Annotated in this window: 22 protein-coding genes and 2 pseudogenes; 12 read left to right on the top strand and 12 right to left on the bottom strand. The window is 66.4% G+C overall.

Features of this window, described 5'->3' with window-relative positions; all coding sequences use genetic code 11:
- The first annotated feature begins 64 nt into the window (after window positions 1–64).
- Window positions 65–1,600 carry an alkaline phosphatase gene (locus tag JOE66_RS15920; RefSeq protein WP_307827243.1) on the top strand — a complete coding sequence of 512 codons (1,536 nt, stop codon included), beginning with the start codon at window positions 65–67 and terminating at the stop codon, window positions 1,598–1,600.
- Here the strand turns inward: JOE66_RS15920 and JOE66_RS15915 are convergent.
- On the bottom strand, window positions 1,566–2,162 hold the full coding sequence (locus JOE66_RS15915; protein ID WP_205111094.1) for a hypothetical protein: 597 nt from the start codon (window positions 2,160–2,162) through the stop codon (window positions 1,566–1,568). The genes JOE66_RS15920 and JOE66_RS15915 overlap by 35 nt on opposite strands.
- 30 nt (window positions 2,163–2,192) lie before the next feature.
- On the bottom strand, window positions 2,193–2,801 hold the full coding sequence (locus JOE66_RS15910; RefSeq protein WP_205111091.1) for a maleylpyruvate isomerase N-terminal domain-containing protein: 609 nt from the start codon (window positions 2,799–2,801) through the stop codon (window positions 2,193–2,195).
- An 85-nt stretch (window positions 2,802–2,886) separates the two neighbouring features.
- Between JOE66_RS15910 and JOE66_RS15905 the strand changes: the two genes are divergently transcribed.
- From JOE66_RS15905 to JOE66_RS15895, 3 genes are all read left to right on the top strand, one after another.
- Window positions 2,887–3,306, top strand: a complete 420-nt coding sequence (locus JOE66_RS15905; RefSeq protein WP_205112123.1) for an organic hydroperoxide resistance protein — start codon at window positions 2,887–2,889, stop codon at window positions 3,304–3,306.
- 22 nt (window positions 3,307–3,328) lie between these two features.
- Entirely contained in the window at window positions 3,329–4,297 is a 969-nt protein-coding gene (locus tag JOE66_RS15900; RefSeq protein WP_307827242.1) for a DMT family transporter, read from the top strand.
- Window positions 4,298–4,399: 102 nt separating this feature from the next.
- Window positions 4,400–4,738, top strand: coding sequence for a chorismate mutase (locus tag JOE66_RS15895; protein WP_205111089.1), 339 nt, complete (start codon window positions 4,400–4,402; stop codon window positions 4,736–4,738).
- Window positions 4,739–4,858: 120 nt separating this feature from the next.
- Here the strand turns inward: JOE66_RS15895 and purL are convergent, their stop codons facing one another.
- Window positions 4,859–7,138: a phosphoribosylformylglycinamidine synthase subunit PurL gene (gene purL / locus JOE66_RS15890; RefSeq protein ID WP_307827304.1), complete on the bottom strand. Its 2,280-nt coding sequence runs from the start codon at window positions 7,136–7,138 to the stop codon at window positions 4,859–4,861.
- A 474-nt stretch (window positions 7,139–7,612) separates the two neighbouring features.
- On the opposite strand from purL, the gene JOE66_RS15885 reads away from it, so the two are divergent.
- The gene (locus JOE66_RS15885; RefSeq protein WP_307827241.1) at window positions 7,613–8,233 is read left to right on the top strand and encodes a hypothetical protein; all 621 of its coding nucleotides are present in this window, start codon (window positions 7,613–7,615) and stop codon (window positions 8,231–8,233) included.
- Window positions 8,234–8,301: 68 nt separating this feature from the next.
- Here JOE66_RS15885 and JOE66_RS15880 read toward each other — a convergent pair whose 3' ends face one another.
- From JOE66_RS15880 to purS, 3 genes and pseudogenes are all read right to left on the bottom strand, one after another.
- The gene (locus JOE66_RS15880; RefSeq protein ID WP_205111087.1) at window positions 8,302–8,895 is read right to left on the bottom strand and encodes a DUF559 domain-containing protein; all 594 of its coding nucleotides are present in this window, start codon (window positions 8,893–8,895) and stop codon (window positions 8,302–8,304) included.
- 169 nt (window positions 8,896–9,064) lie between these two features.
- Entirely contained in the window at window positions 9,065–9,832 is a 768-nt protein-coding gene (gene purQ, locus JOE66_RS15875) for a phosphoribosylformylglycinamidine synthase subunit PurQ (RefSeq protein ID WP_205111085.1), read from the bottom strand.
- 134 nt (window positions 9,833–9,966) lie between these two features.
- Window positions 9,967–10,200 (bottom strand): annotated as a pseudogene (gene purS / locus JOE66_RS17390) (phosphoribosylformylglycinamidine synthase subunit PurS); the annotation flags it as partial.
- Between the two features lie 110 nt (window positions 10,201–10,310).
- On the opposite strand from purS, the gene JOE66_RS15865 reads away from it, so the two are divergent.
- The 3 genes from JOE66_RS15865 (at window position 10,311) to JOE66_RS15855 (ending at window position 13,987) form a co-directional block, all read left to right on the top strand.
- The gene (locus tag JOE66_RS15865) at window positions 10,311–10,763 is read left to right on the top strand and encodes a Fur family transcriptional regulator (protein ID WP_205111081.1); all 453 of its coding nucleotides are present in this window, start codon (window positions 10,311–10,313) and stop codon (window positions 10,761–10,763) included.
- Between the two features lie 90 nt (window positions 10,764–10,853).
- Entirely contained in the window at window positions 10,854–12,428 is a 1,575-nt protein-coding gene (locus JOE66_RS15860; protein WP_205111079.1) for a catalase, read from the top strand.
- A 284-nt stretch (window positions 12,429–12,712) separates the two neighbouring features.
- On the top strand, window positions 12,713–13,987 hold the full coding sequence (locus JOE66_RS15855) for a mechanosensitive ion channel family protein (RefSeq protein ID WP_205111077.1): 1,275 nt from the start codon (window positions 12,713–12,715) through the stop codon (window positions 13,985–13,987).
- A gap of 113 nt (window positions 13,988–14,100) precedes the next feature.
- Here the strand turns inward: JOE66_RS15855 and JOE66_RS15850 are convergent, their stop codons facing one another.
- Entirely contained in the window at window positions 14,101–15,009 is a 909-nt protein-coding gene (locus JOE66_RS15850; RefSeq protein ID WP_239518338.1) for a VOC family protein, read from the bottom strand.
- Window positions 15,010–15,135: 126 nt separating this feature from the next.
- Here JOE66_RS15850 and JOE66_RS15845 point away from each other — a divergent pair, with 126 nt between their 5' ends.
- Complete coding sequence (locus tag JOE66_RS15845; RefSeq protein WP_205111075.1) at window positions 15,136–16,179, top strand: LLM class flavin-dependent oxidoreductase; 1,044 nt, start codon at window positions 15,136–15,138, stop codon at window positions 16,177–16,179.
- A 160-nt stretch (window positions 16,180–16,339) separates the two neighbouring features.
- On the opposite strand, the gene purF is transcribed toward JOE66_RS15845, so the two are convergent.
- A complete protein-coding gene (gene purF / locus JOE66_RS15840) occupies window positions 16,340–17,797 on the bottom strand; it encodes an amidophosphoribosyltransferase (protein WP_205111073.1) in 1,458 nt (485 codons plus the stop codon).
- 205 nt (window positions 17,798–18,002) lie between these two features.
- Between purF and purM the strand changes: the two genes are divergently transcribed.
- Complete coding sequence (gene purM / locus JOE66_RS15835) at window positions 18,003–19,151, top strand: phosphoribosylformylglycinamidine cyclo-ligase (RefSeq protein WP_205111071.1); 1,149 nt, start codon at window positions 18,003–18,005, stop codon at window positions 19,149–19,151.
- A gap of 86 nt (window positions 19,152–19,237) precedes the next feature.
- On the opposite strand, the gene purD is transcribed toward purM, so the two are convergent.
- Window positions 19,238–21,601 carry a phosphoribosylamine--glycine ligase gene (gene purD / locus JOE66_RS15830; RefSeq protein ID WP_205111069.1) on the bottom strand — a complete coding sequence of 788 codons (2,364 nt, stop codon included), beginning with the start codon at window positions 21,599–21,601 and terminating at the stop codon, window positions 19,238–19,240.
- 557 nt (window positions 21,602–22,158) lie between these two features.
- On the opposite strand from purD, the gene JOE66_RS15825 reads away from it, so the two are divergent.
- Together JOE66_RS15825 and JOE66_RS15820 are read left to right on the top strand one after the other, a co-directional pair.
- Window positions 22,159–22,521 carry a sterol carrier family protein gene (locus tag JOE66_RS15825; RefSeq protein WP_205112113.1) on the top strand — a complete coding sequence of 121 codons (363 nt, stop codon included), beginning with the start codon at window positions 22,159–22,161 and terminating at the stop codon, window positions 22,519–22,521.
- 56 nt (window positions 22,522–22,577) lie between these two features.
- Window positions 22,578–22,892: a hypothetical protein gene (locus tag JOE66_RS15820; protein ID WP_239518336.1), complete on the top strand. Its 315-nt coding sequence runs from the start codon at window positions 22,578–22,580 to the stop codon at window positions 22,890–22,892.
- A gap of 306 nt (window positions 22,893–23,198) precedes the next feature.
- On the opposite strand, the pseudogene JOE66_RS17385 reads toward JOE66_RS15820, so the two are convergent.
- The 3 genes and pseudogenes from JOE66_RS17385 to JOE66_RS15805 all read right to left on the bottom strand — a co-directional run.
- Window positions 23,199–23,366 (bottom strand): annotated as a pseudogene (locus tag JOE66_RS17385) (DUF3073 domain-containing protein); the annotation flags it as partial.
- 111 nt (window positions 23,367–23,477) lie between these two features.
- Window positions 23,478–25,511: an APC family permease gene (locus JOE66_RS15810; protein ID WP_205111065.1), complete on the bottom strand. Its 2,034-nt coding sequence runs from the start codon at window positions 25,509–25,511 to the stop codon at window positions 23,478–23,480.
- 42 nt (window positions 25,512–25,553) lie between these two features.
- The gene (locus JOE66_RS15805) at window positions 25,554–26,759 is read right to left on the bottom strand and encodes a hypothetical protein (protein WP_205111063.1); all 1,206 of its coding nucleotides are present in this window, start codon (window positions 26,757–26,759) and stop codon (window positions 25,554–25,556) included.
- Window positions 26,760–26,838: the final 79 nt, after the last annotated feature.

Raw genomic sequence — 26,838 nt, 5'->3', positions numbered from 1 at the left:
GTGAAAGTCGTCGCGTAGCCTCTCGCCCGTCGACAGCCGTTTACCCCCCGTTCAGGTGTCACGTGTGGGCGGCACGAAGACGTACGACAACGCCATCTCTGTCGACATCGATGGAGCGCCTCATGACACTCTGATCGAGATCGCCAAGGCGAACGGTCTGAAGACGGGCAACATCAGCACAGCCGAGATCGAAGATGCGACTCCCGCTGTGCAGGCGGCTCACGTCGCTGCCCGCAGTTGCTTCGGCCCCGATGACCTTGCGAAGTGTGGCACGGATGCCATCGCTGAGGGTGGCCTCGGCTCGATCGCCGAACAGATCATCGACACTCGCGCTGACCTGACTCTCGGTGGGGGCTCACGGAGCTTCGCTGAGACAGCGAACGCGGGGCAGTTCGACGGCTCGACGCTGTTCGAGCAGGCGAGCGATCGCGGCTATCAGCTTGCTGCGACGGGGCCAGAGCTCGCCGCGATCTCCACTGCGAACCAGACCGAGCCCGTGCTCGGCCTGTTCAGCGAGGGAAACTTTCCGACGCGGTATGCGGCCACTGCAGCGACGGTGGGTGGCGCAGATCTCGCCCCCGCGACGTGCACTGCCAACCCCGAGCGGCTTCCCTCCGATCTCTCGTTGAAGTCGTTGACAGACAAGGGAATCTCGCTTCTGAACAAGGACAACGAGTCGGGATTCTTCCTTCAGGTCGAAGGCGCGAGCATCGACAAGCAGGATCACGCTGCCAACGCCTGCGGCCAGATCGGTGAAACCATCGACCTCGATGAGGCTGTGCAGTCTGCCCTAGCCTTCGCGAAGGCAGACGGCAACACCCTCGTCATCGTGACTGCGGACCACGCGCACAGCAGCCAGATCGTGGACACCACTCCGCCCACGTCACTCAGCACGGCGCTGCTGACGCACGACGGCACCACGATGAAGGTGTCGTACGGCACCGCAGGCCTCGGAGGCTCGCAACAGCACACCGGCTCACAGCTCCGTATCGCGGCCTACGGCCCCGGGGCAGCGAACGTCGTCGGGCTCACCGACCAGACCGACAACTTCTTCACCATGTCTCGCGCGCTCGAGCTGAACCTCGACACCGCGAGCCTGAGCGAGGGGGCAACTGTCGCCGTGTCGAACTCGACAGTGAAACCGGGCGCGGCTCTGACAGTGTCAGCTTCAGGATTCGCCGGTGACCGCCAGGTCAGCGGAACGGTTGCTTCGGAGCCTGTCGCACTCGACGAGACCGATGTGATTGACAGCTCGGCACGCTTCGCGATCACCGCGCCAGACGAAGTCGGTACGCACACGGTCACCGTCACCGGGAGCCAGAGCGGCGTCTCCGCCCAGGTCACCTTCACGGTCGACCCGAATGCTGCCACCCCGACGAGTACTCCGAGTGCTTCGCCCAGTGCGTCGCCAAGCAGCTCTCCGAGCACCGCCGCAGCATCCGGTTCCGGCTCAGGTCCCGGCTCGACCGGTGGCTTCACGGGCATCAACCTGGCCTCCACCGGAGCCGTCGTGGTGCCGGTTCTGCTGGTGGGAGGCGCGCTCCTGTCGGTGGGCGCGGTGCTGATCATCCGCCGTCGCCGTGCGCAGCACGAGGTGTAGCGCTGGCTAGAAAGTGGGTTCGCCGGTTCAGGTGAATGCTGCGCTCGGCCTCTGATTCGGAGTTCGTTGCCCTGAGCTCAGCAAAATACTCACCCGCACCGAGAGTGAACTCAGCCTCCGCTTCTCTCGCAAGAGAGACGGTCGCTGGGTTCACTCCCGACACGGCAACACGAACGAAGCCGCGGCTGGTGTCAGCTGGCCAGCGAGCGACCACGGCCACCTGGTGCGGTCTTCCGGTTGGTGCCGCCTCGGCGCGGCCGTGGGCGCGGGGGTCGCCGAGAGCTTCGTCACGAGGTGTATCGGATGGCTCACTCAGCGAGAACTCACCCCCCAGCGCACGCAGGCCGACCCGCACCGTGATCGGTACGGCGATGCTGATACGCAAGCGGAACGCCGTCGCATCGGCCAGCGCGACGGCGGTGAGTGAACCGACGCCGACTCCCCGGGTCCCCTCTCGGAGCGCCCCGCCGGATTGCCCGAAGACCTCTGCGCCGTCGCCGGTGAGAAAACGGAGTTCGACCACTTCGGCGACGCGCGACAGGTGTTCATTCCCAGAATCCACAGTCAACCAGGCCTCTCAGTGACCCTGGACTCACAACACCGAGAAGCCCGGCGGGAGCGGTGCTCGGCCCGTAAGCGCGAGCAGGATCTCGTCGCCGGAGCCGGCCCGGGCGCCGATGCGTGCGGCCAGGGAGGCCGCCTCGACCACACAGCTGAGCGGCTGCCCGTGTGGCTGCCCCACCGCCCGTCCGATGTCGATCGAGTGCACGACGAGTTCGAAGACCCGCGTGCGAAGGTATTCACTGAGCGTGATTCCGTGGCCTGCGATGGCCACGACCCGGCCGGTCGGCGCCTCGGCGATGCTCGATTCTGCCCTGGCCAGGGCATCCGAGATCTTCTGCACCGGATGCTCGCCCAGCCACAGCCCCGCCTCGACGCCCCGTGCTTCGACCGCTGCGGGCTCGGTGAAGTCTGTGTAGATCACGCTGAAGTACTCCTCGGCCGTGGCGAGGCCGATGCGGCCCGGATCATCGTGCCCGAGATACGTCTCGACAGTGAGGATGGCCCTGGTCGTGTGCCCGACGAGTGAGCGCACCGACCACGACCCGAGGCCGGGCAGTTCCCATTGCGAGTCGTCGATACGCGAGACGAGGTCGACGAACGCGGCCGCAGACTGATGGAACCTCGCGACATTGACCATGGCAACCATCGTGGCACAAACGGGCAGCACTGGACACCGCCGATTGGTGGCTCCCGCGCTCGAAAATCTGTGATTGGCTGAATTCATGGAAGCCCTCTACACAGCAATTGCCCACGCTTCAGGCGGAGGCCGCGACGGCCACGTTCGAAGCGAAGACGACCGTCTCGATTTCGACACCCGCCCGCCGGTCGAGATGGGTGGCAGCGGGGAGGGCACGAACCCCGAACAGCTCTTCGCTGCGGGCTACGCTGCTTGCTTCCTGAGCGCCCTGCACGTGGTCGGCAAGCGCCTCGGCGTCGACACGACCGACTCCGGCGTCTCGGCGAGCGTGAGCATCGGTAGTGACGGCAACGGCGGCTTCGGGCTGGCCGTCGAGCTCGACGTCTACATTCCCGGCGCGACGCCAGAAGAGGCGAAGGCGGTGGCGGATGCTGCACACGACGTCTGCCCGTACTCCAACGCCACGCGGGGCAACATCGACGTGGTGATCACCATCGTCGAGTAGCGGTGGCGGGTAGTGTCTTGGAGTGACTGAAACTGCTCCACCCGCGCCTGGCCCATCTCCGCAACTCGCAGCAGGGAAACCCCGGCGCGGGGCCTCAGTACTGGTTCAGTTCATCGCAATGGGCCTGGTGTGGGGTGGCAGCTTTCTCTTCATGAAGGTCGCCCTCACCGGGGTGGGTTTCGGGCAGGTCGCCTGGGCGCGCCTGGTCTTCGGCGCGGTGACACTGGGGCTCATCGTGCTCATCGGCCGATACCGGTTGCCCCGCGAGCCCGTCGTGTGGCTGCATTTCTTCGTGATCGGCACGGTGGGGTCGGCCATCCCGTTCCTGCTCTTCGCCTGGGCCGAGCAGTACGTGTCGTCGAGCCTTGCGAGTATCTACAACGCCGTGACACCGATCACCACGGCGCTGATGGCAACCCTCGCCTTCCGGGTCGAACGCTTGAACCGGGGTCAGGTTCTGGGAGTGATCATCGGAATCATCGGCACTGTGGTGATCATCGGGCCGTGGGGGTACGCCACGCTCTCGGGCGACCTCGTCGGGCAGCTCGCCTGCCTCGGAGCCGCGCTCTGTTACGGATTCTCGCTGAGCTACACCCGGCGATTCCTGAGTGGCCGGTCGATAGCGGGGGTACCGTTCGCGTTCATGCAGGTGGGAATGGGCGCGCTGGTGCTGCTTGCCCTCACGCCCGTTGTGGCTCTGTCGCCGGTGATCCTCTCGGTACCGATCGTGCTGTCGCTGGTGGCTCTCGGTGCGCTCGGCACCGGCCTGGTCTACGTCTGGAACATCAATGTGCTCCGCGCCTGGGGCCCGACCTCGGCGTCGACCGTCACGTACATCACGCCCGTTGTCGGTGTGATCCTCGGCATTCTGGTTCTGAGTGAGACGTTCACCGTGAACGAACCGATCGGGGCGGCTCTGGTGCTGCTGGGCATCCTGCTCACCCAGAAGCGCATCAGACTCTGGGCTGGCCCCAATGCACGCCTGGGTTGAGAGGCCGGGCATCGCTGACGTCCACTCCACACGCCGGTGGAGCACTGCCGCCACCTCCTGGCGCGCAACCGCTGGGTGCCGAAACGCAATACAGTTTTGACTATGGATGAGCACGGCCACGCGCCACACGACGAAACGACTGCGGGCACTGTCGATGCGCTCGAACGGCTGCAGAGCATCCGGGAGAGCATCGACAACGTCGACGCGGCGCTGATCCACCTGCTGGCCGAGCGGTTCAAGTTCACTCAGGACGTGGGCAGGCTGAAGGCGGCGCACGGCTTGCCGCCAGCCGATCTCGAACGCGAGGCGCGCCAGATCAAGCGATTGCGCGGACTCGCTGAAGAAGCGCACCTCGACCCCGAGTTCGCCGAGAAGTTCCTCAACTTCATCGTTGCGGAGGTCATCCACCACCACGAGTCGATCCGCGCGCTGGAGCTATAAGCGAGCATCCAGTGGATGCTCGCCGCGACGCCAGCGCCGAAAGGGCTATGCCCTTTCGGGACCACACGATTGCGGACCGCGCCTTCTCCGCGACGCCAGCGCCAGCGCTAGCGAAGGGCTTTAGGACACAGCCAACGACGACGCGAACCGCGCCGGCAGGGTGCCGCGGTGCGTCTCGCGCAGCTCATCGATGCCGACCGAGAAATACCCCTGAACGTCGAGGGCCGCATCGAGCTTGTCAGTGACGCCGATGCGCAGCACAGGGTAGCCGCGGCCGTCGCAGAGTCCCATGAACTTGACGTCGTCTTCACGGGGAACCGACACAATCACCCGGCCCGTCGACTCGCTGAAGAGCGCCGTGGTGATGTCGACGGCGTCGCGCAGCATGAGCTCCTCGAGCCAGACACGGGCACCGACCCCGAAACGAAGCACAGCTTCTGCCAGCGCCTGCACGAGGCCGCCGTCGCTGAGGTCGTGGGCCGACGCGAGCAGGCTCTGCATGGCACCGGCGTGGAGCAGGCCTGCCAGGTTCGCTTCTTTCGCCAGGTCGACGACGGGCGGGCGACCGCCGAGGTGTTCATGGATGCTGCCGGCCCACGCTGAGCCGTCGAGCTCGGTCTTCGTGACACCGAGCAGGTAGATGTTGTTGCCCTCATCCTGCCAACCGCTCGGCACACGCCGGGCGACGTCGTCGATCACACCGAGCACACCGACGACCGGTGTCGGGTGGATGGGCGCACCGCCGGTCTGGTTGTAGAACGAGACATTGCCGCCCGTCACGGGAATCTCGAGCGCGAGGCACCCGTCGCTGAGGCCGGCGACGGCCTGCGAGAACTGCCACATGACCTCGGGGTTCTCCGGGCTGCCGAAATTGAGGCAGTCGGTCACCGCCGCCGGCACGGCGCCGGTGACGGCAACGTTGCGGTAGGCCTCTGCGAGGGCGAGCTGCGCGCCGTGGTACGGATCGAGCTGGCAGTACCGGCCGTTGGCGTCAGTCGCGATCGCGAACCCGAGTCCGGACTCCTCGTCGACACGGATCATGCCGCCATCGTCGGGGAACGACAGCGCCGTGTTGCCCATCACGTAGCGGTCGTACTGGTCGGTGATCCAGCTCTTCGACGCGAGGTTGGCGCTGCCGAGCAGCGTCAGCGTCTGGGCTCGGAGGGTCTCAGCATCCGTCGCCCTCGGCAGTACTGCTGCCGTGTCGGCCTGCAGCTTGTCGATCCAGGTGGGGTAGGCGACAGGTCGGTCGTAGACAGGGCCGTCGACCGCGACGGTTCGCGGCTCGACGTTGACGATCTGCTCGCCGCGCCAGTCGATGATGAGGCGGCCGGTGTCGGTGACCTCGCCCAGAACGCTGGTCTCGACATCCCATTTCGCGACGACTGACAGGAAGGCGTCGAGCTTCTCTGGCCGGACGACAGCCATCATGCGCTCCTGGCTCTCGCTCATCAGGATCTCTTCGGCGTTGAGCGAAGGGTCGCGCAGCAGCACCTTGTCGAGTTCGATGTACATGCCGCCGTCGCCGTTGCTGGCGAGTTCGCTGGTCGCGCACGAGATGCCGGCTGCGCCGAGGTCCTGGATGCCCTCCACCAGCTTCTCCCTGAACAACTCCAGGCAGCACTCGATGAGCACCTTCTCGGCGAACGGGTCGCCGACCTGCACCGCCGGCCGCTTGGTCGGGCCCTTCGCGTCGAAGGTGTCGCTCGCGAGGATGGACGCTCCGCCGATGCCGTCACCGCCGGTTCGCGCGCCGAACAGCACGACCTTGTTGCCCGCACCTGACGCATTCGCGAGGTGGATGTCTTCGTGCCGCAGTACGCCCACGGCCAGCGCGTTCACGAGCGGGTTGCCCTGGTAGACGCTGTCGAAGTACGTCTCGCCGCCGATGTTCGGCAGCCCCAGGCAGTTCGCATAGAAGCTGATGCCGCCGACGACCCCGTGCACCACGCGGGCGGTGTCTTCGTTGTCGATGTCGCCGAAGCGCAGCTGGTCCATCACGGCCACGGGCCGTGCGCCCATCGAGATGATGTCGCGCACGATGCCGCCGACGCCCGTTGCGGCACCCTGGAACGGCTCGATGTAGCTCGGGTGGTTGTGCGATTCGACCTTGAACGTGACGGCCCAGCCCTCGCCCACATCGACCACTCCGGCGTTCTCGCCGATGCCCACCATCAGGTTCGTGCGCATCTTCTCGGTCGTCTTCGACCCGAACTGCTTCAGGTAGATCTTGCTCGACTTGTACGAGCAGTGCTCGCTCCACATGACCGAGTACATCGCCAGCTCGCCGCTCGTGGGGCGCCGACCGAGGATCTGCTTGATCTGCTCGTACTCGTCTTTCTTGAGGCCGAGTGCGGCGTACGGCTGCACCTTGTCGGGGGTGGCGACGGCCACACTCACGCTGTCGACCGGTGGATGCCCGGCTGAGCCCCCCGCACGGCGATCGTCGTTCGTGCGGGCGTCGGTCACGGGGCTGTCAGACACGCGGGTGTGCTCCTTCAGGGGCGGCAGTACGGGCGGCACCAATTCTACCGGGGCTCCTCCTCGCGCCGCGCGGCATCGGAACCATCGGGCCGGGTGCACCACACGCGCGCGTGCGCGCAAGCGTCCCCAAGGGTGGCCGTTTGGGGACGTCTCCGCGCACCCGGCGCGGGTGGAACGAGCGGGCCGGGCGCACCACACCCGCGTGTGCGCGCAAGCGTCCCCAAGGTTGGCCGTTTGGGGACGTCTCCGCGCACCTGGCGCGGGTGGACGAGTGGGCCGGGTCGGGGCTGGCGAGCGAGGGGCCCGGGTTTCGAGTGGGCGGGGCATCCAGGGGGGCCGGGCGTCGACGATGGCCGGGCATCCATTCGTCGCGGTGGTAGCGTGAGCGGCGTGAGCGAGTCAGCTGGCGAGCAACCGCGTGGTGGGGCGGACGCACGGGGCAAGACTCCGGGTAGGTCGCCGCGGGTGCCGTTGCCTTACCAGCAGCTGGGCGTGATCGTCGTGGGTGTGAGTCTCGCCGTCTGGTGGCCGGCGTTCACGCTGGGGGCGTGGGGCGAGATCTTCTTCGACAACCTGCTCACGGTGTGGGCCGCCACCACCGCAGCCTTCATCGTGGTGGTTCTGGTGCCGGGGGCTCGCAAGCGCATCGGCTGGCGGCTGTTCACGCTTCTCCTGCCCTCGCTCTGGTTGGTGATCAATATCGCCGTGCCGGCAGACGGAGGCAATCTCGCGCTCGCGCTGGTGGCCCTGCTGGGCATCGGCGTGATCCTGCTGGGCATCCCTTTCACCATGTGGGTACTCGCGCGCGTGGTCTGGCCCGATTTGGGCGAGACGGTGCCGACGCGGGGCAAGATGCTTGTGCTGTTCACCGTTCTGCTCATCGCCGCGGGATCGTTCGCGCTCGGGGCGAACGAGTCGAGCTTCATGACGTGCGAGGACTTCATCGTCAGCGGCAACTCCGAACCGCCGGGCTGTGTGCACGCCGATGCGCCCGCCACGCTCGCGCCCTGACGTTCGGGCATCCTGCGGGCAAAAAAACACCCAAAACTCGAATTTTCGGTGTATTTCTGCCCGCAACATCAGACCTTGAGCGCGTGCGTGATTTCGGCGACCGTGCGCTCGGGGTGGGTGACGTAGCCAGACTGCCGCACGCGGATGCACTCGACGCCGATCGCCCGGAGGTTCGCGAGGCGCGTCTGGTCTCTCTCGTACATCTTGGTGTCGGTGCGGTGCTGGTCGCCGTCGTATTCGACGAGGACGCGTTGCTCGGGGAAATACAGGTCGCCGCAGGCAACGAAGTCGCCCCTGCCGTCGAGGATGTCGACGTTCAGTTGCGGTTCGGGCAAGCCGGCGCGCACGATGAGCAGCCTCAGGCGAGTCTCCATCGGCGAGGCGCACCCCAAGCGGATGAGTTGCAGTGCGTCGAGCAGCCTTCGCCGCCCCGCCCCCCCCGGTATGCGCGAACACGGGCGCAGGCGCGGGCTGTATGAACGGCACTTCTCTTCGGCATCGGCTTCGGCATCGGCGATCGTCTCGACCGCGCGCACCCCGTGAAACGGCCGAGCCAGATCGGGGCCGTTCAGCCTCTGCCTTCCGACGCCCGACTGCCGGGCATCCGTCACCGAAAAGTACCGGCGCGAATACTCGGGCGGCAATGGGACACGTTTGGGCATGCCCAACTATCGCTGAGTCGATTGCCTGCGCCGCGGAGTTATCCACAGCCCCTCTGCCGTCAGGCCGCCCCGATCATCCTGCGGGCGAAAAAGCACGCAAAACTCGGATTTTGGGTGTTTTTTTGCCCGCACCCGAAGATGAGAGGGGGGTGGAGGGAGCGGGACGGGGTCAGGCGCGGGAGAGCAGGCTTGTGAGGGCGCTCGCGAAGAGCAGCAGGCCGTCGGTGCCGCTGCGCATGGCGTCGGCGGTGTCAGGGCCGAACCCCTCCTCGACCGCGTGCTCTGGGTGCGGCATGAGGCCGACCACATTGCCACGCACGTTGGTGATGCCCGCGATGTCGTTCATCGACCCGTTCGGGTTGACGTCGAGGTACCGGAATGCGACCAGGCCCTCGCCCTCGATCTCATCGATCGAGTCGGCCGAGGCGATGTAACCGCCTTCGCCGTTCTTCAGAGGGATGGTGATCTCGGCACCCGCGGCGAACTGGTTGGTCCACGCCGTCGACGTATTCTCGACGCGCAGGCGCTGGTCGCGGCAGATGAAGGTGCCGTGGTCGTTGCGAATGAGCCCGCCGGGCAGCAGGTGCGCCTCAGTGAGCATCTGGAAGCCGTTGCAGATTCCGAGCACAGGTGTTCCTCGCCGGGCTGCGTCGATGATCTCCGACATGATCGGCGAAAGGCTGGCGATCGCGCCGGCCCTCAGGTAGTCGCCGTAGCTGAAGCCACCGGGCAGGATGATCGCATCAACGCCTTCGAGGTCGTGGCTGCCATGCCACAGCGGCACGGCCTCGGCCCCGACCATGCGCACCGCGCGGGCAGCATCCCGATCGTCGAGCGACCCTGGAAAGGTGACGACCCCGACGCGTACGCCCGATTCTGCGCCAGGCGCGCCGATGAGCTCGCCGTCGACGACGGGCCCCGCGTGGGCTCCGGCCATCACGCGAGTCCTTCGCTGATCTCGGCTCGGCCTTCGGGGGTCGATGCCTCGTCGAACGAGGTGTCGGTGGTCACATTGCCCGTCTCGAAATCGTGCTCGGCATCAAAGCCGAACCCGTCCGCGCCGGCGAAGTGCACGCTGATCACGTCTTCGATCACGAGGTTGGCCAGAATCTCGTCGGCCAGGGTGGCGACCTCGGCCAGGATCGCGTCATCGGCCGGGCCGGTGACCTCGATCTCGAAGCGCTTGCCGACGCGCACGCCGGTGATCTGCGAGCGACCCTGGCGGGCCAGTGCGCCAGCCACAGCCTTGCCCTGGGGGTCGAGCAACTCGGCCTTGGGCATTACTTCAACGACGATTGTGGGCACCAGGGACTCCAGAACTCAGACGGGGCGAATGGTCACATTCTACGCGCAAGGGTGCGTGACGTGAGTGTTCCTTATTATGAATTGCTCGTAATAAGTGCTTGACTGGATGCGTGACCACGGCACTCGAAGACAGCATCCGCGCCGCAGGTCTGCGTGTCACGACCCAGCGCCTGGCCGCCCTCGAGGTGCTCGAGCGTGTGCCCCACGCCGATACAGAGGCAGTTCACCGGCTCATCCGTGAGACGCACCCCGAGATCACGCTGCAGTCGGTCTACGTCGTGCTTGCCGCTCTCACCGGCGCCGGGCTCCTCCGCCGCATCGAGCCCGCAGGCTCTCCTGCGCTCTACGAACGCCGCATCGGCGACAACCATCACCACGCCATCTGCAGCGCGTGCGGTGCGGTTCAGGACATCGACTGCGTCGTCGGCCACGCCCCCTGCCTCACCCCGGCCGATGCAGGCGGTTTCGCCGTCGCCTCAGCCGACGTCACGTTCTGGGGTCTCTGCCCAGCGTGCCAGCGGGCGAATGCGGCGACGGATGCTGTGACCGCCGTTTCGCCCTGAATCGACGTGTGCCGATCATCCATGCCCGACACCTCACGCCGACCCACCACGAACCAACCGAAACCGCATACGAAACCAATGAGGTGCATCATGACTGATACGACGACCGCAGCCGCGAACAGCGGAGCGAACTACACCACGACGAATTCGGGCGCCCCCGTCGCGAGCGACGAGCACTCGCAGAGCGTCGGTGCAGACGGCGTCATCCCCCTGCACGACCACTACCTGCTCGAGAAGCTCGCCCAGTTCAATCGCGAGAAGGTGCCGGAGCGCATCGTGCACGCGAAGGGCGGCGGCGCGTTCGGCGTTCTCGAGGTCACGCACGACGTTTCGGCCTACACCCGTGCCGCTCTCTTCCAGCCCGGCATCACCACCGAGGCGCTCGCCCGCTTCTCGACCGTCGCCGGCGAGCAGGGCAGCCCCGACACGTGGCGAGACCCGCGCGGTTTCGCGCTGAAGTTCTACACCACAGAGGGCAACTACGACCTCGTCGGCAACAACACGCCCGTCTTCTTCATTCGCGACGGCATCAAGTTCCCCGACTTCATCCACTCGCAGAAGCGCCTCCCAGGAACGCACCTGCGGAACAACGACATGCAGTGGGACTTCTGGTCGTTGAGCCCCGAGAGCGCGCATCAGGTCACCTGGCTGATGGGCGACCGCGGCCTGCCCTCGTCCTGGCGCCACATGGACGGCTTCGGCTCGCACACCTACCAGTGGATCAACGCTGCAGGCGAACGTTTCTGGGTGAAGTACCACTTCAAGACCAACCAGGGCATCGAGATCCTGAGCCAGGAGCAGGCGAACCAGATCGCCGGTGAAGACGCCGACTTCCACATCCGTGACCTCGGCGAGGCAATCGACCGCGAAGAGTTCCCAAGCTGGACCCTCTCGGTGCAGATCATGCCCTACGCCGATGCCGCGACGTATCGCTTCAACCCCTTCGACCTCACGAAGGTCTGGTCGCACGCAGACTACCCCCTGCACGAAGTCGGCCAGCTCACGCTGAACCGCAACCCGCAGAACTACTTCGCCGAAATCGAGCAGGCCACCTTCGCCCCCTCGAACTTCGTTCCCGGCATCGCGGCGAGCCCCGACAAGATGCTGCTCGCCCGCATCTTCAGCTACGCGGATGCTCACCGCTACCGTGTCGGAACGAACCACGCCCAGCTGCCGGTCAACGCCCCGCACGCGGCCGAGGTCCACTCGTACAGCAAAGACGGTGCGGCCCGCTATGCCTACAACGCGCCGGCCGTTCCCGTTTACGCGCCGAACTCCGTCGGCGGCCCTGCGGCGTCTCCGGATGCCGCTGGCGACTCCGCCGGCTGGCAGAACGACGGTGAGCTCCAGCGCACCGCGGCGACACTCCACGCGGAGGATGACGACTTCGGCCAGGCCGGAACCCTCGTCCGCGAGGTGCTCGACGACGCCGCACGCGAGCGTCTGGTGAACAACATCGCCGGCCACGTCGGCCAGGTGACCGTTCCCGACATCAAGGCCCGCGCCATCCAGTACTGGAAGAACGTCGACCAGACCCTGGGTGAACGGGTCGAAGCGGCTCTCGCTGCTGCAGACGGCGCCGATGAGATCAGCCCAGAGGTCGCCCCGCCGAACGCGGCCGCCCTGAACGCCGAAGATGCGGCCGACGTCGCACTGAAGGTCTGACCTCCTTCTCGCCGGGTCTGGCTCCCGAGTTCTGATTCCTTCGCTCAGACCTCGGGAGCTTTCCCGACGGCATGGTCCGTGTCTGCACGACATCCCTCGAAGTGACGCGAAACGCCCCTGATCGCGGGCGCAGGGCGGCGTTCCGCGTCGCTTCGATGCAGCGAGTCGACTCGCTGACTTCGCGTGGTCGAGCTGTGTGACGGCAACCCCGCACGGTGAGTATTCGCGCAGAATGCGGCAATGGACCCCGGTGAGGGGCGTCGACGGCCGGTAAAATCGACTGGATGCCCGAGATCCTCTCCGCTCTGACCTCCCAGCCCTGGCTGCAGACCCTCGGCGCGTTCGCAATCGCCGTGATCGCCGCCGTCGTCCTGACCGCCCTGACCGCTTTCATCGTGCGCCGCATCAGCCGCCGCAAGGAGTGGGCCTCCCGGCTCATCCGGCGCGTGCGCATCCCGTTCCGCGTCTTCCTGCTCGTGATCGCGCTGTGGATCGCGGTGCAAGTGAGCGTGTTCGACCCGTGGTGGCAGGAGTTCCTGGCCCACACTGCCCTCGTAGCGACCATCGCGGCCGGCTCGTGGCTGGTCTGCGCACTGGCGATCTTCCTCGAAGACCTGGGGTTGGCGCGGTACCGCACCGACGTGCCCGACAACCGGCACGCCCGTCGCCTGCGCACACAGGTGCTGATCATCCGGCGCATCACGGTCGTCGCCACGGTGCTGGTGGGCCTCGGGGCGATCCTGCTCACGTTCCCCGGGGTCTCGGCGGCGGGGGCCAGCCTGCTCGCCTCGGCTGGGCTCATCTCGATCGTGGCCGGTCTCGCTGCCCAGTCGACCCTCGCCAACGTGTTCGCCGGCGTGCAGCTCGCCTTCAGCGATGCCATCCGCGTCGACGACGTGGTGATCGTCGAAACCGAGTGGGGGCGCATCGAGGAGATCACCCTCACCTATGTCGTCGTGCACCTGTGGGACGACCGCCGCATGGTGCTGCCCTCGACCTATTTCACAACGACCCCGTTCCAGAACTGGACCCGCAAGAACTCCGAGCTCATGGGCTCCGTCGAGTTCGACCTCGACTGGCGTGTCAAGCCCGACGACATGCGCGACGAGCTTCACCGCATCATGCCGAAGACCGACCTCTGGGACGGCCGCGTCGCCATCCTGCAGGTCACGGATGCCCTGCAGGGCTATGTGCGCATCCGCATCCTCGTCACGGCCGTCGATGCGCCAACGCTGTTCGACCTCCGGTGTTACGTACGCGAGCAGCTGGTGAAGTGGGTGCAGCAGGTGAGCCCGCTGACCGTTCCCCGCAGCCGGGTGGAGATCTCGGAGACACCCCTCGAGTCGGACGCGCCGCGAAAGAAGGCCGTGCCCTCTGCGACGCCGCCCGACGCCCTGTTCAGCGGCGACGCGAGTGCCGAGTTGCGGGGCAGCCAGTTCACCGGACCGCTCGAGGTGCAGCGGCCGGCTACGCCGACCGCGCCCCTGCCGGTCGTGCGGCCCGACAATGGTGGCCGACCCCCGACCGTGCGGCCCGACGCCAGCGCCGACAAGGCATAGCCTTGTCGGCGCTGGCGTCGCGGCGAGCATCCACTGGATGCTCGCTCAAAGCTCCAGCGCGCGCTCAAGGTGCAGCGGCCGTCGGTTGAGTACGCGGCGCTACGCTCCGCTACTCAACCAGCGAGAGTGGCCGGAGTGACGCGAATCTGCGAACCCCACGGGTCGGCGATCGTCACACTCTGGCCGTCATTGCCAAAAGGAGTGCCGTAGTGCGTGAGCCGTTCCTCGAGTGAACCCAGATCATCCATGCCGGGGACGACGATGTCGACCTCGCCGAGGCCGAGCGCCAGCGTGCGTCTCCCGGCACCCTTGCTCTCCCAGGTGTTCATCGCCATGTGGTGGTGGTAGCCGCCGGCCGAGATGAACAGGGCGCTACCCGGCACCTCGAACGTGGTCTCGAACCCGAGGCGCTTCACGTAGAACTCCTTGGCCGAGGCGACGTCGCCCACCGAGAGGTGCACGTGGCCGACGGATGCCCCGCCGACGCGCGGGTTCTCCACCGTCTCTGGCGTGAGGTACTCCTGGAGGAACGCGTTGGGGTCGACGTAGAGCGTGGCCATCTCGATCTGGCCGTGAATCCAGCTCCACGCGGTGCGGTCGCGGTCCCAGTACATCTCGACCCCATTGCCCTCGGGGTCGGTGAAGTAGAAGGCGATGCTGACCTTGTGGTCGGCGCTGCCGGTGAACGTGTTGGGGAACTTCGTCGCGAGCGAGTAGATCGCGGCGGCCAGCGCTTCGCGACTCTCGAACAGGATGGCCGTGTGGTACAGCCCAGCCGACCGCGGTTCGGGGCTCTTCAACTCGGGGGAGTACTCGAGGATGACGACGGGCGTCGTGCCTCGGCCGAGCACGGCGAAGTGCCCGTCCTGGCTGAGCAGGTCGAGCGTGACGGCGTCGCGATAGTAGGCGATCATCGCATCGAGGTCACCCACGCGCAGAGTCACGGCACCCATGCCGGTGTCGGGGGCGAGGAGCTCTGCTGAGGTCGGGGCCGCAGTGCGCCCACCATCGAAGTTGTTCATTGTAGCTACAACTATATTGCGAGCTGCGGTATTCCGTCTAGAGCGCACGATCGCAGATCATCCGCCATTTGTATGCATATGCATCTACCTGGGAATTTCTGGGGCCGCTCCAACGCTGACACTGCCATGAAGAAGCGCATCGGTTTCCTGTCGTTCGGTCACTACCAACCCGTGCAGGGCTCGCTGGCCCGCACCGCGAAAGACGCCCTCATCCAGAGCATCGAACTGGCCGAGGCCGCCGAAGAGCTCGGTATCGATGGCGCGTACGTTCGCGTGCACCACTTCGCCCGACAGCTCGCGTCGCCCTTCCCGCTGCTCGCCGCGATGGGAGCCCGCACCTCACGCATCGAACTCGGCACCGCCGTCATAGACATGCGCTATGAGAACCCCCTCTACATGGCCGAAGATGCAGCCGCCGCCGACCTCATCAGCGGGGAGCGCCTGCAGCTCGGCATGAGCCGCGGGTCACCCGAGACGGCGCTGCGCGGCTCCGAATCGTTCGGCTACGTACCGTCAGACGGCGAGACGGATGCTGACCTCGCGCGCACGCACACCGAGATCTTTCGCGCCGCCATCGCGGGTGCCGGCGTCGCCCGCCCGAACCCGCAGATGTCGCGTTCGACTGCCCCTCTGTCGATCGAACCCCAGTCGCCGACCCTCGCGGACCGCATCTGGTGGGGCTCCGGCACCCGCGCGACCGCCGTCTGGGCCGCCGAGCAGGGCATGAACCTGCAGAGTTCGACCCTCCTCACCGAAGACACCGGCGTGCCGTTCGACGAGCTGCAGGCCGAGCAGATCCAGGTGTATCGCGACGCCTGGGCGGCCGCGGGCTGGAAGCGTGAACCCCGCGTCTCGGTGTCGCGCAGTGTGATCCCGATCACCACTGACCTCGACCGTCGGTACTTCGGTGGCGAGCGTGACTCCGAAGACCAGGTCGGCTACCTCGACGGCGGCCTGGCCCGATTCGGCAAGAGCTACACCGGCGAGCCCGACGTGATCGCGGCGCAGCTGGCTGCGGATGCTGCAGTGCAGTCGGCCGACACCGTGCTGCTGACCATCCCGAACCAGCTGGGCGTGGCGTACAACGCGCACCTGCTCGAGCAGATCGCCCTGCACGTCGCCCCCGCCTGGGGTTGGGAATCGAACGCCCCCGTCCCCGCCCGAGCCTGACACCGCGAACTTCACTCCGCGAACTTCACCCCGCGAACCTGACCCGCACAGGCCTGGGTGCGGGCAGAAATGCACCCAAACCTCGATCCTTGGGTGCTTTTTTGCCCGCACGCATTGGCCCGCACGCATTGGCCGCACGGCAGAGGCCCGGGGGACGGGCTCAGGAGTTCTGCGTGCGCTCCACCCACGAGAGGTACTCGGGGCTGACGGTTCCGGTGACGTAGTTGCCGGTGAAGCAGCTCATCTCGAGGCCGGTGACGGCAGAGCCCTCGATGATCGCGGCCTCCATGTCGGCGACCTCCTGGTAGATCAAGTGGTCGGCTCCCATGTAGGCGGCGATCTCGGGAATCTTACGATTGTGGGCGACCAGCTCATCCCGTGACGGCATGTTGATGCCGTAGACGTGCGGAAACCGTACGGGCGGTGCCGCCGACGCGAACGTCACCTTGTTCGCACCCGCCTGCCGCGCCATGTCGACGATCTCCTTCGAGGTCGTTCCGCGCACGATCGAGTCGTCGACGATGAGCACGTTCTTGCCCTTGAACTCGGTCGACATTGCGTTGAGCTTCTGGCGCACCGACTTCTTGCGAACAGCCTGCCCGGGCATGATGAACGTTCGACCGACGTAGCGGTTCTTGTAGAACCCCTCTCGATACTCGATGCCGAGTTTCTGGGCGACCTGCATTGCCGCGGGCCGGGAGGAGTCGGGGATGGGCATGACCACGTCGATGTCGCCCGACGGGGTCCACTGTGCGACAGTGTCGGCGAGGCGGTTGCCGAGGCGCAGCCGAGCCTCGTACACCGAGATACCCGAGAGCACCGAGTCGGGGCGGGCCAGATAGACGAACTCGAACGAGCAGGGGATGAGCCGGGCATCCGGTGCGCACTGCTTCGAGTACATCTCGCCGTTCATCGTGATGAAGACGGCTTCGCCTGGCCGTACATCGCGCACGATCTCGTAGCCCAGGGACTCCATGACGAGGGATTCGGATGCCACGACCCATTCGTCGCGGCCCGATTCGAGCACGCGCTTGCCGAGGGTGAGCGGGCGGATGCCGAAAGGGTCGCGAAAGGCGAGCAGCCCGTGGCCGGCGATCATGGCGATGGTGGCGTACGACCCCTCGACACGCTCGTGCACGCGCTCGACGGCCGAGAACACATCGTCGGGCTCGAGGTCGAGCCCGGAGACCTGGCTCTGCAGTTCGTGGGCGAGGATGTTCAGCAGCAGTTCGGTGTCTGAATCGGTGTTGAGGTGCCGGCGGTCGATGTGGAACAGCTCTTGCGTCAGCTCACGGGTGTTGGTGAGGTTGCCGTTGTGCACGAGGATGATGCCGTAAGGGGCGTTCACGTAGAACGGTTGCGCCTCCTGCTCGCTCGACGCATTGCCCTTGGTGGCGTAGCGCACGTGCCCGAGGCCCATCGTGCCGAGCAGCGAGCGCATGTCGCGGGTACGGAAGGCTTCACGCACCTGGCCCTTGGCCTTGATGATGTGAAAGATGTCGCGCTCGGCCGTGGCGATCCCGGTCGAATCCTGCCCGCGGTGCTGCAGAAGCAACAGTGAGTCGTAGACGAGTTGATTGACGGGTTCAGACGAGACGATGCCAACGATGCCGCACATGCTGAGGCTGGGCTCCAGACGGTAGAGAAAACGGGCCGTTCCCCATTCTATCGGCGCTCGCTTCTGCGGCGGCCCCTTCGCTGGTTGAGTAGGCGCTCAGTGCCGTATCGAAACCCCCCTCTGGCGAACCCTTGTTTCCGGGTTTCGATACGCGGCTTCGCCGCTACTCAACCAGCGGTCGGCGAGAGTCTGGGAGAATGGGCGCATGACGAACAGCTACGCCGCGGCCGGCGTTGACACGGCAGCCGGTGACCTCGCGGTCGAACTGATGAAGGCGGCCGTCTCGCGCACGCACGGGCCCAACGTCTTCGGTGGCTTCGGTGGCTTCGCGGGCATGTTCGACGTCTCGCCGCTCAAGGCGTACACCCGCCCGCTGCTCGCGACCTCGACCGACGGCGTCGGCACGAAGGTCGCCATTGCCCAGGCCCTCGACAAGCACGACACGATCGGGCAGGACCTGGTGGGCATGGTCGTCGACGACATCGTCGTGGTCGGCGCGAAACCGCTCTTCATGACCGACTACATCGCGTGCGGCAAGGTTGTGCCCTCGCGCATCGCCGACATCGTCGCGGGTATCGCCCGGGCCTGCGCCGACACCGGCACAGCACTCATCGGCGGAGAGACGGCCGAGCATCCAGGGCTCCTGGGGCCCGACGACTACGACGTCGCGGGCGCTGCAACAGGCGTCGTCGAAGCGGATGCCCTGCTCGGCCCCGAGCGCGTCGCCGACGGCGACGTGGTTCTCGCGCTCGAGTCGTCGGGGCTGCACTCCAACGGATTCTCGCTGGTGCGGCACATTCTCGCCGGAGCCTCGGTGTCGTACACCTCCGTCTCGGCCGAACTCGGCGGCATCGTCGGTGAGGCCCTGCTCGAGCCGACCCGGCTCTACACGCTTCCGCTGCTGCGGTTGCTCGGCAGCGCCGGGCCCCAGGGCTTCGATGGCGCGCCGGGCCCCGCCGACCGGGGTGCAGCCGCAGCGGCAGCCATCCACTCGATCAGCCATGTCACCGGTGGCGGAATCGCCGCGAACCTCGCGCGCGTGCTGCCGCTCGGCTCCTGGGTGGAGGTGGACCGGTCGACGTGGTCGCCGCTGCCCGTCTTCCGCGTTCTGGGCGATCTCGCAGGCTCCACGCTCGAGAGCGCAGAGGGCACGTGGAACCTGGGCATCGGCATGATCCTGGTGGTCGACCCGGGTGCGGCCGCCGCGATAACCGCCGCCCTCGAGTGCGACGGCATCCACACCTGGCAGGTCGGAGTCGTGTCGACCGCAGCCCGCGACTTCACCGGCTTCGAGCAGGGTGCGAAGGGTGTCGACGGCGGTGCTGTGCGACTCGTGGGCGCCTACGCCGACTGATCGCGCTCGCCTGGGTGCGGTCAAACGGCCCGAAACTGCCGGACGTGGGGACGTTTTCGCGCACCCGACGGGCCCGCGAGCGTTGGCTACGCGACGGGGCCGGTCAGCCGCGCGATGAGTTCGCGGTAGCGCGCAGCGGTCTGCTCGACGATCGCGGCGGGCAGAGCGGGCGGGGTACCCGTCTTGTCCCAGTTCGCGGCGAGCCAGTTGCGCACGATCTGCTTGTCGAAGCTGGCCGTGCGCTCGCCTGAGCCGTAGGCCGCAGCATCCCAGAACCTGCTCGAGTCGCTGGTGAGCACCTCGTCGGCCAGGGTGATCTCGCCGGTGTCGCGGTCGGCGCCGAACTCGAACTTGGTGTCGGCGAGAATGATGCCGCGCGCTTCGGCGATACCGGATGCCCGGGCATAGACCTCGAGCGAGAGTCGCCGCAGCTCGGCGGCGACATCGCCTCCGACCAGCTCAACCGTGCGCTCGAACGTGATGTTCTCGTCGTGGTCGCCCAGTTCGGCTTTGAACGCCGGGGTGTAGATCGGGCTCGGCAGCCTGTCTCCGTCGCGAAGCCCGGCAGGCAGGGCGACCCCGCACACGCTCTGGGTCTTCTGGTACTCGGCCCAGCCGCTGCCGGCGAGGTACCCGCGCACCACGCACTCGATCGGGAACATGTCGAGGGGCTTCACCACCATCGATCGCGCGGCGAAGCGGGCGGGAACAGCGGGGGCGGCTCCGCCGGCGGGAGTCGACTGTGCGACGGACGAACCCTCGAGCACGTGGTTCGCGAACCCATCGAGCTGCCCGAACCACCAACGACTGAGCGTTGTGAGCAGCTCGCCCTTCTGTGGGATGCCCGGCTCCAGCACGAAGTCGAACGCGCTCACCCGGTCGCTCGCGACCACGAGTACCGCAGTCGCGTCGGCGAGCGATGTCGACGCGGCAGGCACGTACAGGTCGCGCACCTTGCCGGAGTACACGTGCCGCCAGCCGTCGATCTGTTCCGCGCTGCTCGGGATGCCCGGGTCGGCCCCCGCGACCGTTCCGCCTGCCGCAGCAGCGGCCGGTCCAGACGTCGCGATCCCAGAAGTTGGTGACTCCGAGTCGAGGGCCAGCCCCGAGCCGACAGCCGACGTGCCATCGGATGTGCTGCCGCCTGCGGCCTGCTCCTCGACGCGTGCCGCGATGTCGGTGCGGTAGTGCGATCCTTCGAGCCCGATCAGTCCGATGGCCGCATACGCCCGGCGGCGTGCCTCGGTGAAGGTGGAGCCGAGGGCCACCACGCTCAACACCCGGCCGCCGGTGGAGAGCAGCCGGTCATCCACCTGGCCTTCGGCACTCGCGCCGAAGGCCGTTGCTGCGTGCGTGACGTGCACGCCCTCAACCTCGGCTGCGGCGGCGAGCCCGGTGATCTCGCGGCCGACGACAGGCGGTTCCGGGTAGTTCTCGCTCGCGAGCACGACGGTGACGGCGCGGTCGGTGGAGAAGGTCGGCTGGGGAACTGCGCCGAGGGTTCCGGTCGCCGCCGCGAGCAGCAGCCCACTCAGCGAGCTGGTCAGCCGCGGCAGCACGACCTGGGTCTCGGGGTCGCCGAAGCGGGCGTTGAACTCGATCACCCGGATGCCCGAGCTGGTCAGGATCAGCCCGCAGTAGAGAAGCCCGACGAAGGGGGTGCCTTCGTGCGCAAGCTGCCGGATGGTCGGCAGCGCTATCGAGACCAGGACCTCCTGCACGAAGTCCTCTTCGCTCTCGAACTCGTCGTCTAGCCAGGGCAGCGGCGAGTAGGCGCCCATTCCGCCGGTGTTCGGGCCCTGGTCGCCGTTGAGCAGGCGCTTGTAGTCCTGGGCGGGCGAGAGCGGCACAACCGTGTGGCCATCGCTCACGAAGAACAGTGAGACCTCCTGGCCGTCGAGGAACTCCTCGAAGAGCACGTCGCCGTGGGCGAGCCAGGTCGAGGCGTGCTGCTGGGCTGCCGCGCGGTCTGACGTGACGAGCACTCCCTTGCCTGCGGCGAGCCCGTCGGCCTTGACGACGTAGGGTGCACCGAAGCTGTCGAGGGCCGATTCGACATCGGCAGAGGTCACCGCGCGCAGGGCGCGGCCCGTCGGTACACCCGCCGCATCCATGATGCGTTTGGCGAAGGTCTTGCTGCCTTCGAGAGCGGCGGCGGCCTGGCTCGGCCCGAAGACAGCGATGCCACGGGTTCGCAGGGCGTCGGCGACGCCGGCGACAAGGGGGGCCTCCGGGCCGATGACGACGAGTTGGATGCTGTGCTGATTGGCGAAGTTCGTCACCGCACCGGGGTCATTGGCGTCGAGAGGGGCAACCGTGACGTTCGTGCTGGCGCTGGCGATCCCGGCGTTGCCCGGCGCAACCATGATCTCGTGAATCTCGTCTTCGCCGAGCAGCGCACTGACGATGGCGTGCTCGCGGGCACCGGAACCAAGAACGAGAATCTTCACTCGATGATTCTAGGGCCGAGGCGTCCCAGGCGCGGGCTGGAGGGCGTGGGCGAAGGCGGTCGGGGTCGGGCATCGTGGGGGGCGCGAATCGTCGGAAAAGAAATTCGAAGAAGTTTGCGTAACCGCGTAATGAAAGCCGGGTGCACCACTCTCTTATCTGTGTGAGGCCGATTCTGACCTCACGGACTCAGTGCGGCGGGTGGTCGAGTTTCCCCCTAACCCGGCCACCTGCTGCACGAGTTACCCCACAATCTCGTGTGGCGGGCGTGACACCCCCCAAGACCCCGTCCGTCACACGAACCCCTTCGTGCAGTAGCCGGTAACCCCCCAGCCGGCTTCTGCACGAACACCTTTCGCGGGGCCGAGGAGTACCCCCCAGCTCCCGGCCTCGCGAAAACCCTTCGGCCGGTGCGTACCGCGTCGCCCGTTCGCCGCCTAGTCTGGTGACCGTGGCACGGGCGAAGATTCCAGAGGAAACAGGATTGAGCGCATTGGCCGCCGTTCGTGCGATCTCCGACCTCCCCTCGAGGTCGAACGATCCCGCTGGGCCGGATTCGATGCCCGCATCAGCATCAGCATCAGCATCAGCATCAGCAGCAGCATCAGCAGCCCGCTTGGCAGGGGTCAGCCGCGACACACTCGCCACCGCTGTCAGGTACTCGCTGCAGGTTCTCGCCGAACAGGCGAAGGGCAATACCGTCGAGGTGAGGGTGCCTCCCTTCGGTGCGATCCAGTGCATCGAGGGCCCGGGGCACACACGCGGAACCCCGCCCAACGTCGTCGAGACCGATGCGGAGACCTGGCTGTCGCTCGTCACGGGCCGGCTCGACTGGGCAGCGGGGGTGCAGTCGGGGCGGGTTCACGCCTCGGGGCAGCGAGCGGACCTCACGGGTTACGTGCCCATCACCGGGCTCCGCTGACCGGGGCAGACCGCCCCACAGCACAGACACCCAGACTCGTACGCCACAATGGTGAGGTGAGTGACATTCCCGAGTTCCCCGTCGAAACGGTTGCCGGCGACGACATCGTCACCATTCACCGCGCCCCGCGGTACTTCAGGTTCTTCGCTGTCGGTGCGATCGCCGGGGTCGTCGTCGCGATCATCCTGACGCTTGCCTTCTCAGGCTCCCAGGGTTTCAACCTGGCCCAGGTATTCGGTTTTCTGGCGCTCGTGTTCGTCGTCGTCGGAATCGGCGTGGGAGCAGTGGTGGCGCTGCTCATCGAGCGGTCGGCACGAAGGTCGGCCCGCACCATCACCGTCGAGCGGCTCGAAGGCGGCGACGAGGAGTAACGAGCTAGGGCGCGTCTCCCAACTCCGCGCCAGCTGCGCTGCGCGTCTCGAGGCGCCCTGCGGCGTACTCATCGTCGCCCGCACTTCCAGTGCGAACACCTCTTCGGCCTTGCAGGCCACCTCGAGACGTGCTGCTCGCTTCGGCCCGGAGTTGGGAGACACGCCCTACGCGCGGCGCTGCTCGTCGTTCGGCAGGTAACGGCTCTGGTATGGGTCGCTCAGGCTGCTGCCCAGCCGATTGCCGAGCTGGTCGTACCCGCCCGCGACATCGTCGGAATCGTCGTCTTCAAGGTCGTCGTCATCCAACTCGTCGTCGGAATCGTCGGTGTCGTACTTTGCAGCCAGTGCCGCGAAGTCGGGTTCGGAGTGAGTGCCCAACTCGCGCTCGAGTGCACTGTAGTTGGTGTCAGGGCTGAAATACTTCAGCTCGCGCGCAACTTTGGTGTGCTTTGCTTTTTGACGGCCGCGCCCCATGCGAGACCCCCTCACCTTTCGGGCCGGGGGAAGATGTGCAGCCACCCGGATGAGTTGAATACGTTGAAATCTATCTGCGAGTTTAGCACGCGGCCTGTGACGAACTTCTTGTCACGGGTTGGGTTGCCTCGAGTCTGGTAGGTCGCTGGGCGTGTGCGCGCGAAACACCGGCCGCATCGGGTCGCCGCGGCGCTCCTGGCCGGGAAGCGGCCGAGATCGCCGCCCGTAGATCAGCTCTGTCGAGTCGAGCAGCCAGGGCACGAGGGCGATGGTCACTCCGTGCACCAGCATGAGGCGGTTGCGCAGGCGCCGCGACTTGTGGTTGTGCAGCAGCGCCTCCCACCAGTGCCCGACGATGTACACCGGCGTGTAGACCGTCACGACCTCTGAGCCGTGCTTCTCGCGACGCTTCTTGATGTACGCCGTCAACGGTTCGGCGACATCGCGATACGGAGATTCGATGACCCGAAGCGGAATGGCGATGTTCTGGTCGACCCACGCCTTCTCGAGACTCAGTGTCTGTTCGTCGTCGATCGAGATGTGCACCGCCTCGAGCGAGTCGTGCCGAGCGGCGATCGCGTAGTCGAGGGCCTTCAGCACCGGTTTCTGCATGCGGCCGACCAGCACGATCGCGTGGTCGCCCTTGGCGCCGAAGGTCGTGATCGGGTCGACTTCGATCTCTTTGTCGACGTCGCGGTAGTACCGGTTGATGCCGAGCATGAACATGTAGAGCACGGGCATGATCACGAAGACCAGCCACGCACCATGGGTGAATTTCGTGATCGTCACAACGATCAGCACCACGCCGGTGAACAGCGCCCCGAATGAGTTGATGGTCAGGCTCCGGATGACCGCCCCACGATCGGGCGTACCGCTTCGCAGCAGCTTCACCCAGTGCACGATCATGCCGCTCTGGCCGAGGGTGAACGAGACGAACACCCCGATGATGTACAGCTGGATCAGGTTGGTGAGGCTCGCCTGGTACACCAGCAGGATTGCCGTGGCCGCGAGAGCCAGCAGGATCATGCCGTTGGAGAACACGAGGCGGTCGCCTCGGGTGAGCATGGCCTTCGGCGCATACGAGTCGCTTGCGAGCACGGAGCCGAGCAGGGGGAAACCGTTGAACGCCGTGTTGGCCGCAAGCAGCAGCACAGCAGCGGTGGCGGCTTGGATCACGAAGAACATGATCGAGTTGTTGCCGAAGACCGAGGAGGCCACCTGCGCCATCAGTGAACGCTGCGGCGTCGTGTCGCAGTTTGCGAACCCGATCAGCTCGCATCCGTTCTCGGCGTAGTGCACGCCCGAGATCAGCGCCAGCGCGGTGAGGCCGGCGAACAGGGTGATGGCGATGCCGCCCATGAGTACGAGCGTGCGCTGGGCGTTCTGGATCTTGGGCCGGCGGAAGGCGGGAACGCCATTGGCGATTGCTTCGACGCCGGTGAGCGCCGAGCATCCACTCGAGAATGCGCGCAGCAGCAGCAGAATGACGGCCACCTGGCCGAGACTCTCCGCCCGCACCCCGTAGTCGGCCGACTCTGCGACCGGGGGTGCGCCGAGGGCGGTGCGGCTGAGGCCCACGACGATCATCAGCAGAACACTACCGACGAATACGTAGGTGGGAATCGCGAAGGCCTTGCTCGATTCGCGAACCCCGCGCAGGTTGACCGCTGCGAGAACGATCACGAAGAAGATCGCCATCTCGACCCGGAACCCGTTGAGCTGCGGGATCGCCGAGATGATGTTGTCGACACCACTGGCGACCGAAACAGCGACCGTCAACACGTAGTCGACGAGCAGTGCAGACGCGACGACCAGCCCGGCCTTCTCGCCGAGGTTCTTGTGGGCGACTTCATAGTCGCCGCCGCCGGAGGGGTAGGCCTTCACGAGTTGGCGGTACGACGCCACAACGACGACGAGCAGCAGGATGACCGCCGCCGCGACCCACGGAGCGAATGAGAAGAACGCGAGCCCGCCGATGAGCAGGATCATCAGCAGTTCTTGCGGCGCATAGGCGACGCTTGAGAGCGGGTCGCTGGCGAAGATGGGCAGTGCCAGGCGTTTCGGCAGCAGCTGGCCCTCGAGTTTGTGGCTAGGCAGCGGGTCGCCGATGATCCAGCGTTTCGCCGACTTGGGTTCGTTAGTCACGTGTGATGACACTACACCGGAATAATTGTTCGTCAAATCCGCTTAACGCCCCCGCTGTGTGCCTGCTGAACCCTCCTCTGGGCGGCGAGCGTCTGCGTAGCCTGAACGCACGGCAAGTGCAGCACGGGCCTGGGCGATGAGCGGGTCGTAGAAGGCCGACCGGTAGGCAGCCCCGCTCGTTGCAGAGACCACGAAGTTCAGCGCCGATATCGAGCTCAGGATGATCGCGGTCTTCACCATCGCAACATCGAGTCCGAGCGGAATCCCGAGAAGAACAACCTCCTCCGGCGGTCGGCCGAGCCACGAAGAGAGGGTCGCCGCCGGCAGCGTCAGTTCGCCGAGGATGACGAGAAAGACGCCCACGAGTACGGCGACGACGATCATCTGGATGCCCTGTGCCAACACCATGATGGCGACGACGTTGAATCGTTCGAGGTGGCCGAGCGGTGGGCCCGGTGCCGTGTCTCGGTCTTCGATGCGACCCACGTTCGCCCGGCTGAGCAGCGCGGAGCGCTCATCCGCGTCGATCCGCTCGTCGAGACCGATCATCTCCGAGCGGATGATCGGCGTGATGAAGATCAGGCCCAGAACGCAGAAGAAGGCGACGATGCCGGCAACCCGGAGAAACGTGAGGGCGCCGGTGATCTCCCAGAGCGCCTTGGCGAAGAACGCGAAGACGACCACCAGCATCAGCAGGGGTACCGCCTTCGTCACGATCTGCCCGAGTGCCCCGAGTTGCTGGAACGAACTACGGATCACCCAGCTCAACACCGACCCGACGCCCGCCCAGGTGAGCAGTGCGGCAGACGAGACCACGAGAACACGCTCCGCCGTGCTCGCGGCGGAGTAGAGGTCGTCACCGCTCTGATGCGGTGACCACGGAGCGCCCGCGACATAACCCGCGATCAGCAGCCAGCCTGCGTGCCAGGTGCTGCGTGGAAAGCGTCGCATCAGAGCGGAGCCCAGGAGCCACACCGTCACCGGTGCTGCGGCTGTGACGAACAGGGCGACGGCAGTGCACAACACCACGAGGATGCCCGGCAGAGGTGTGTCCTCGCTCACCGTGGTCGCGCTGGTGTTCAGCAGCGCTGCACTCGCGTCCCAGCAGATCAGAAGGGAGACAAACGGGATGATCCGCGGCACCAGGAGCGAGCCCCGGCGCCGACCCGAAACGAAGTACGGAAGGCCGTTGTGTCTCAGCCAGATCTCTGTCGTGTGCGGTGAGTGACTGCGCGCATCGACTAACATGATAGTTACTCAGTTTAGTGACAATATCTACATGTCATCGAGCAACCAGCCATTGTCAGCCGAAACGCTGTCACGCTAC

Source organism: Subtercola frigoramans (assembly GCF_016907385.1).
Lineage (GTDB): Bacteria > Actinomycetota > Actinomycetes > Actinomycetales > Microbacteriaceae > Subtercola > Subtercola frigoramans.
Note: the sequence above shows the minus strand (reverse complement) of the source record. Positions and strands in the feature narration are given on the sequence as shown.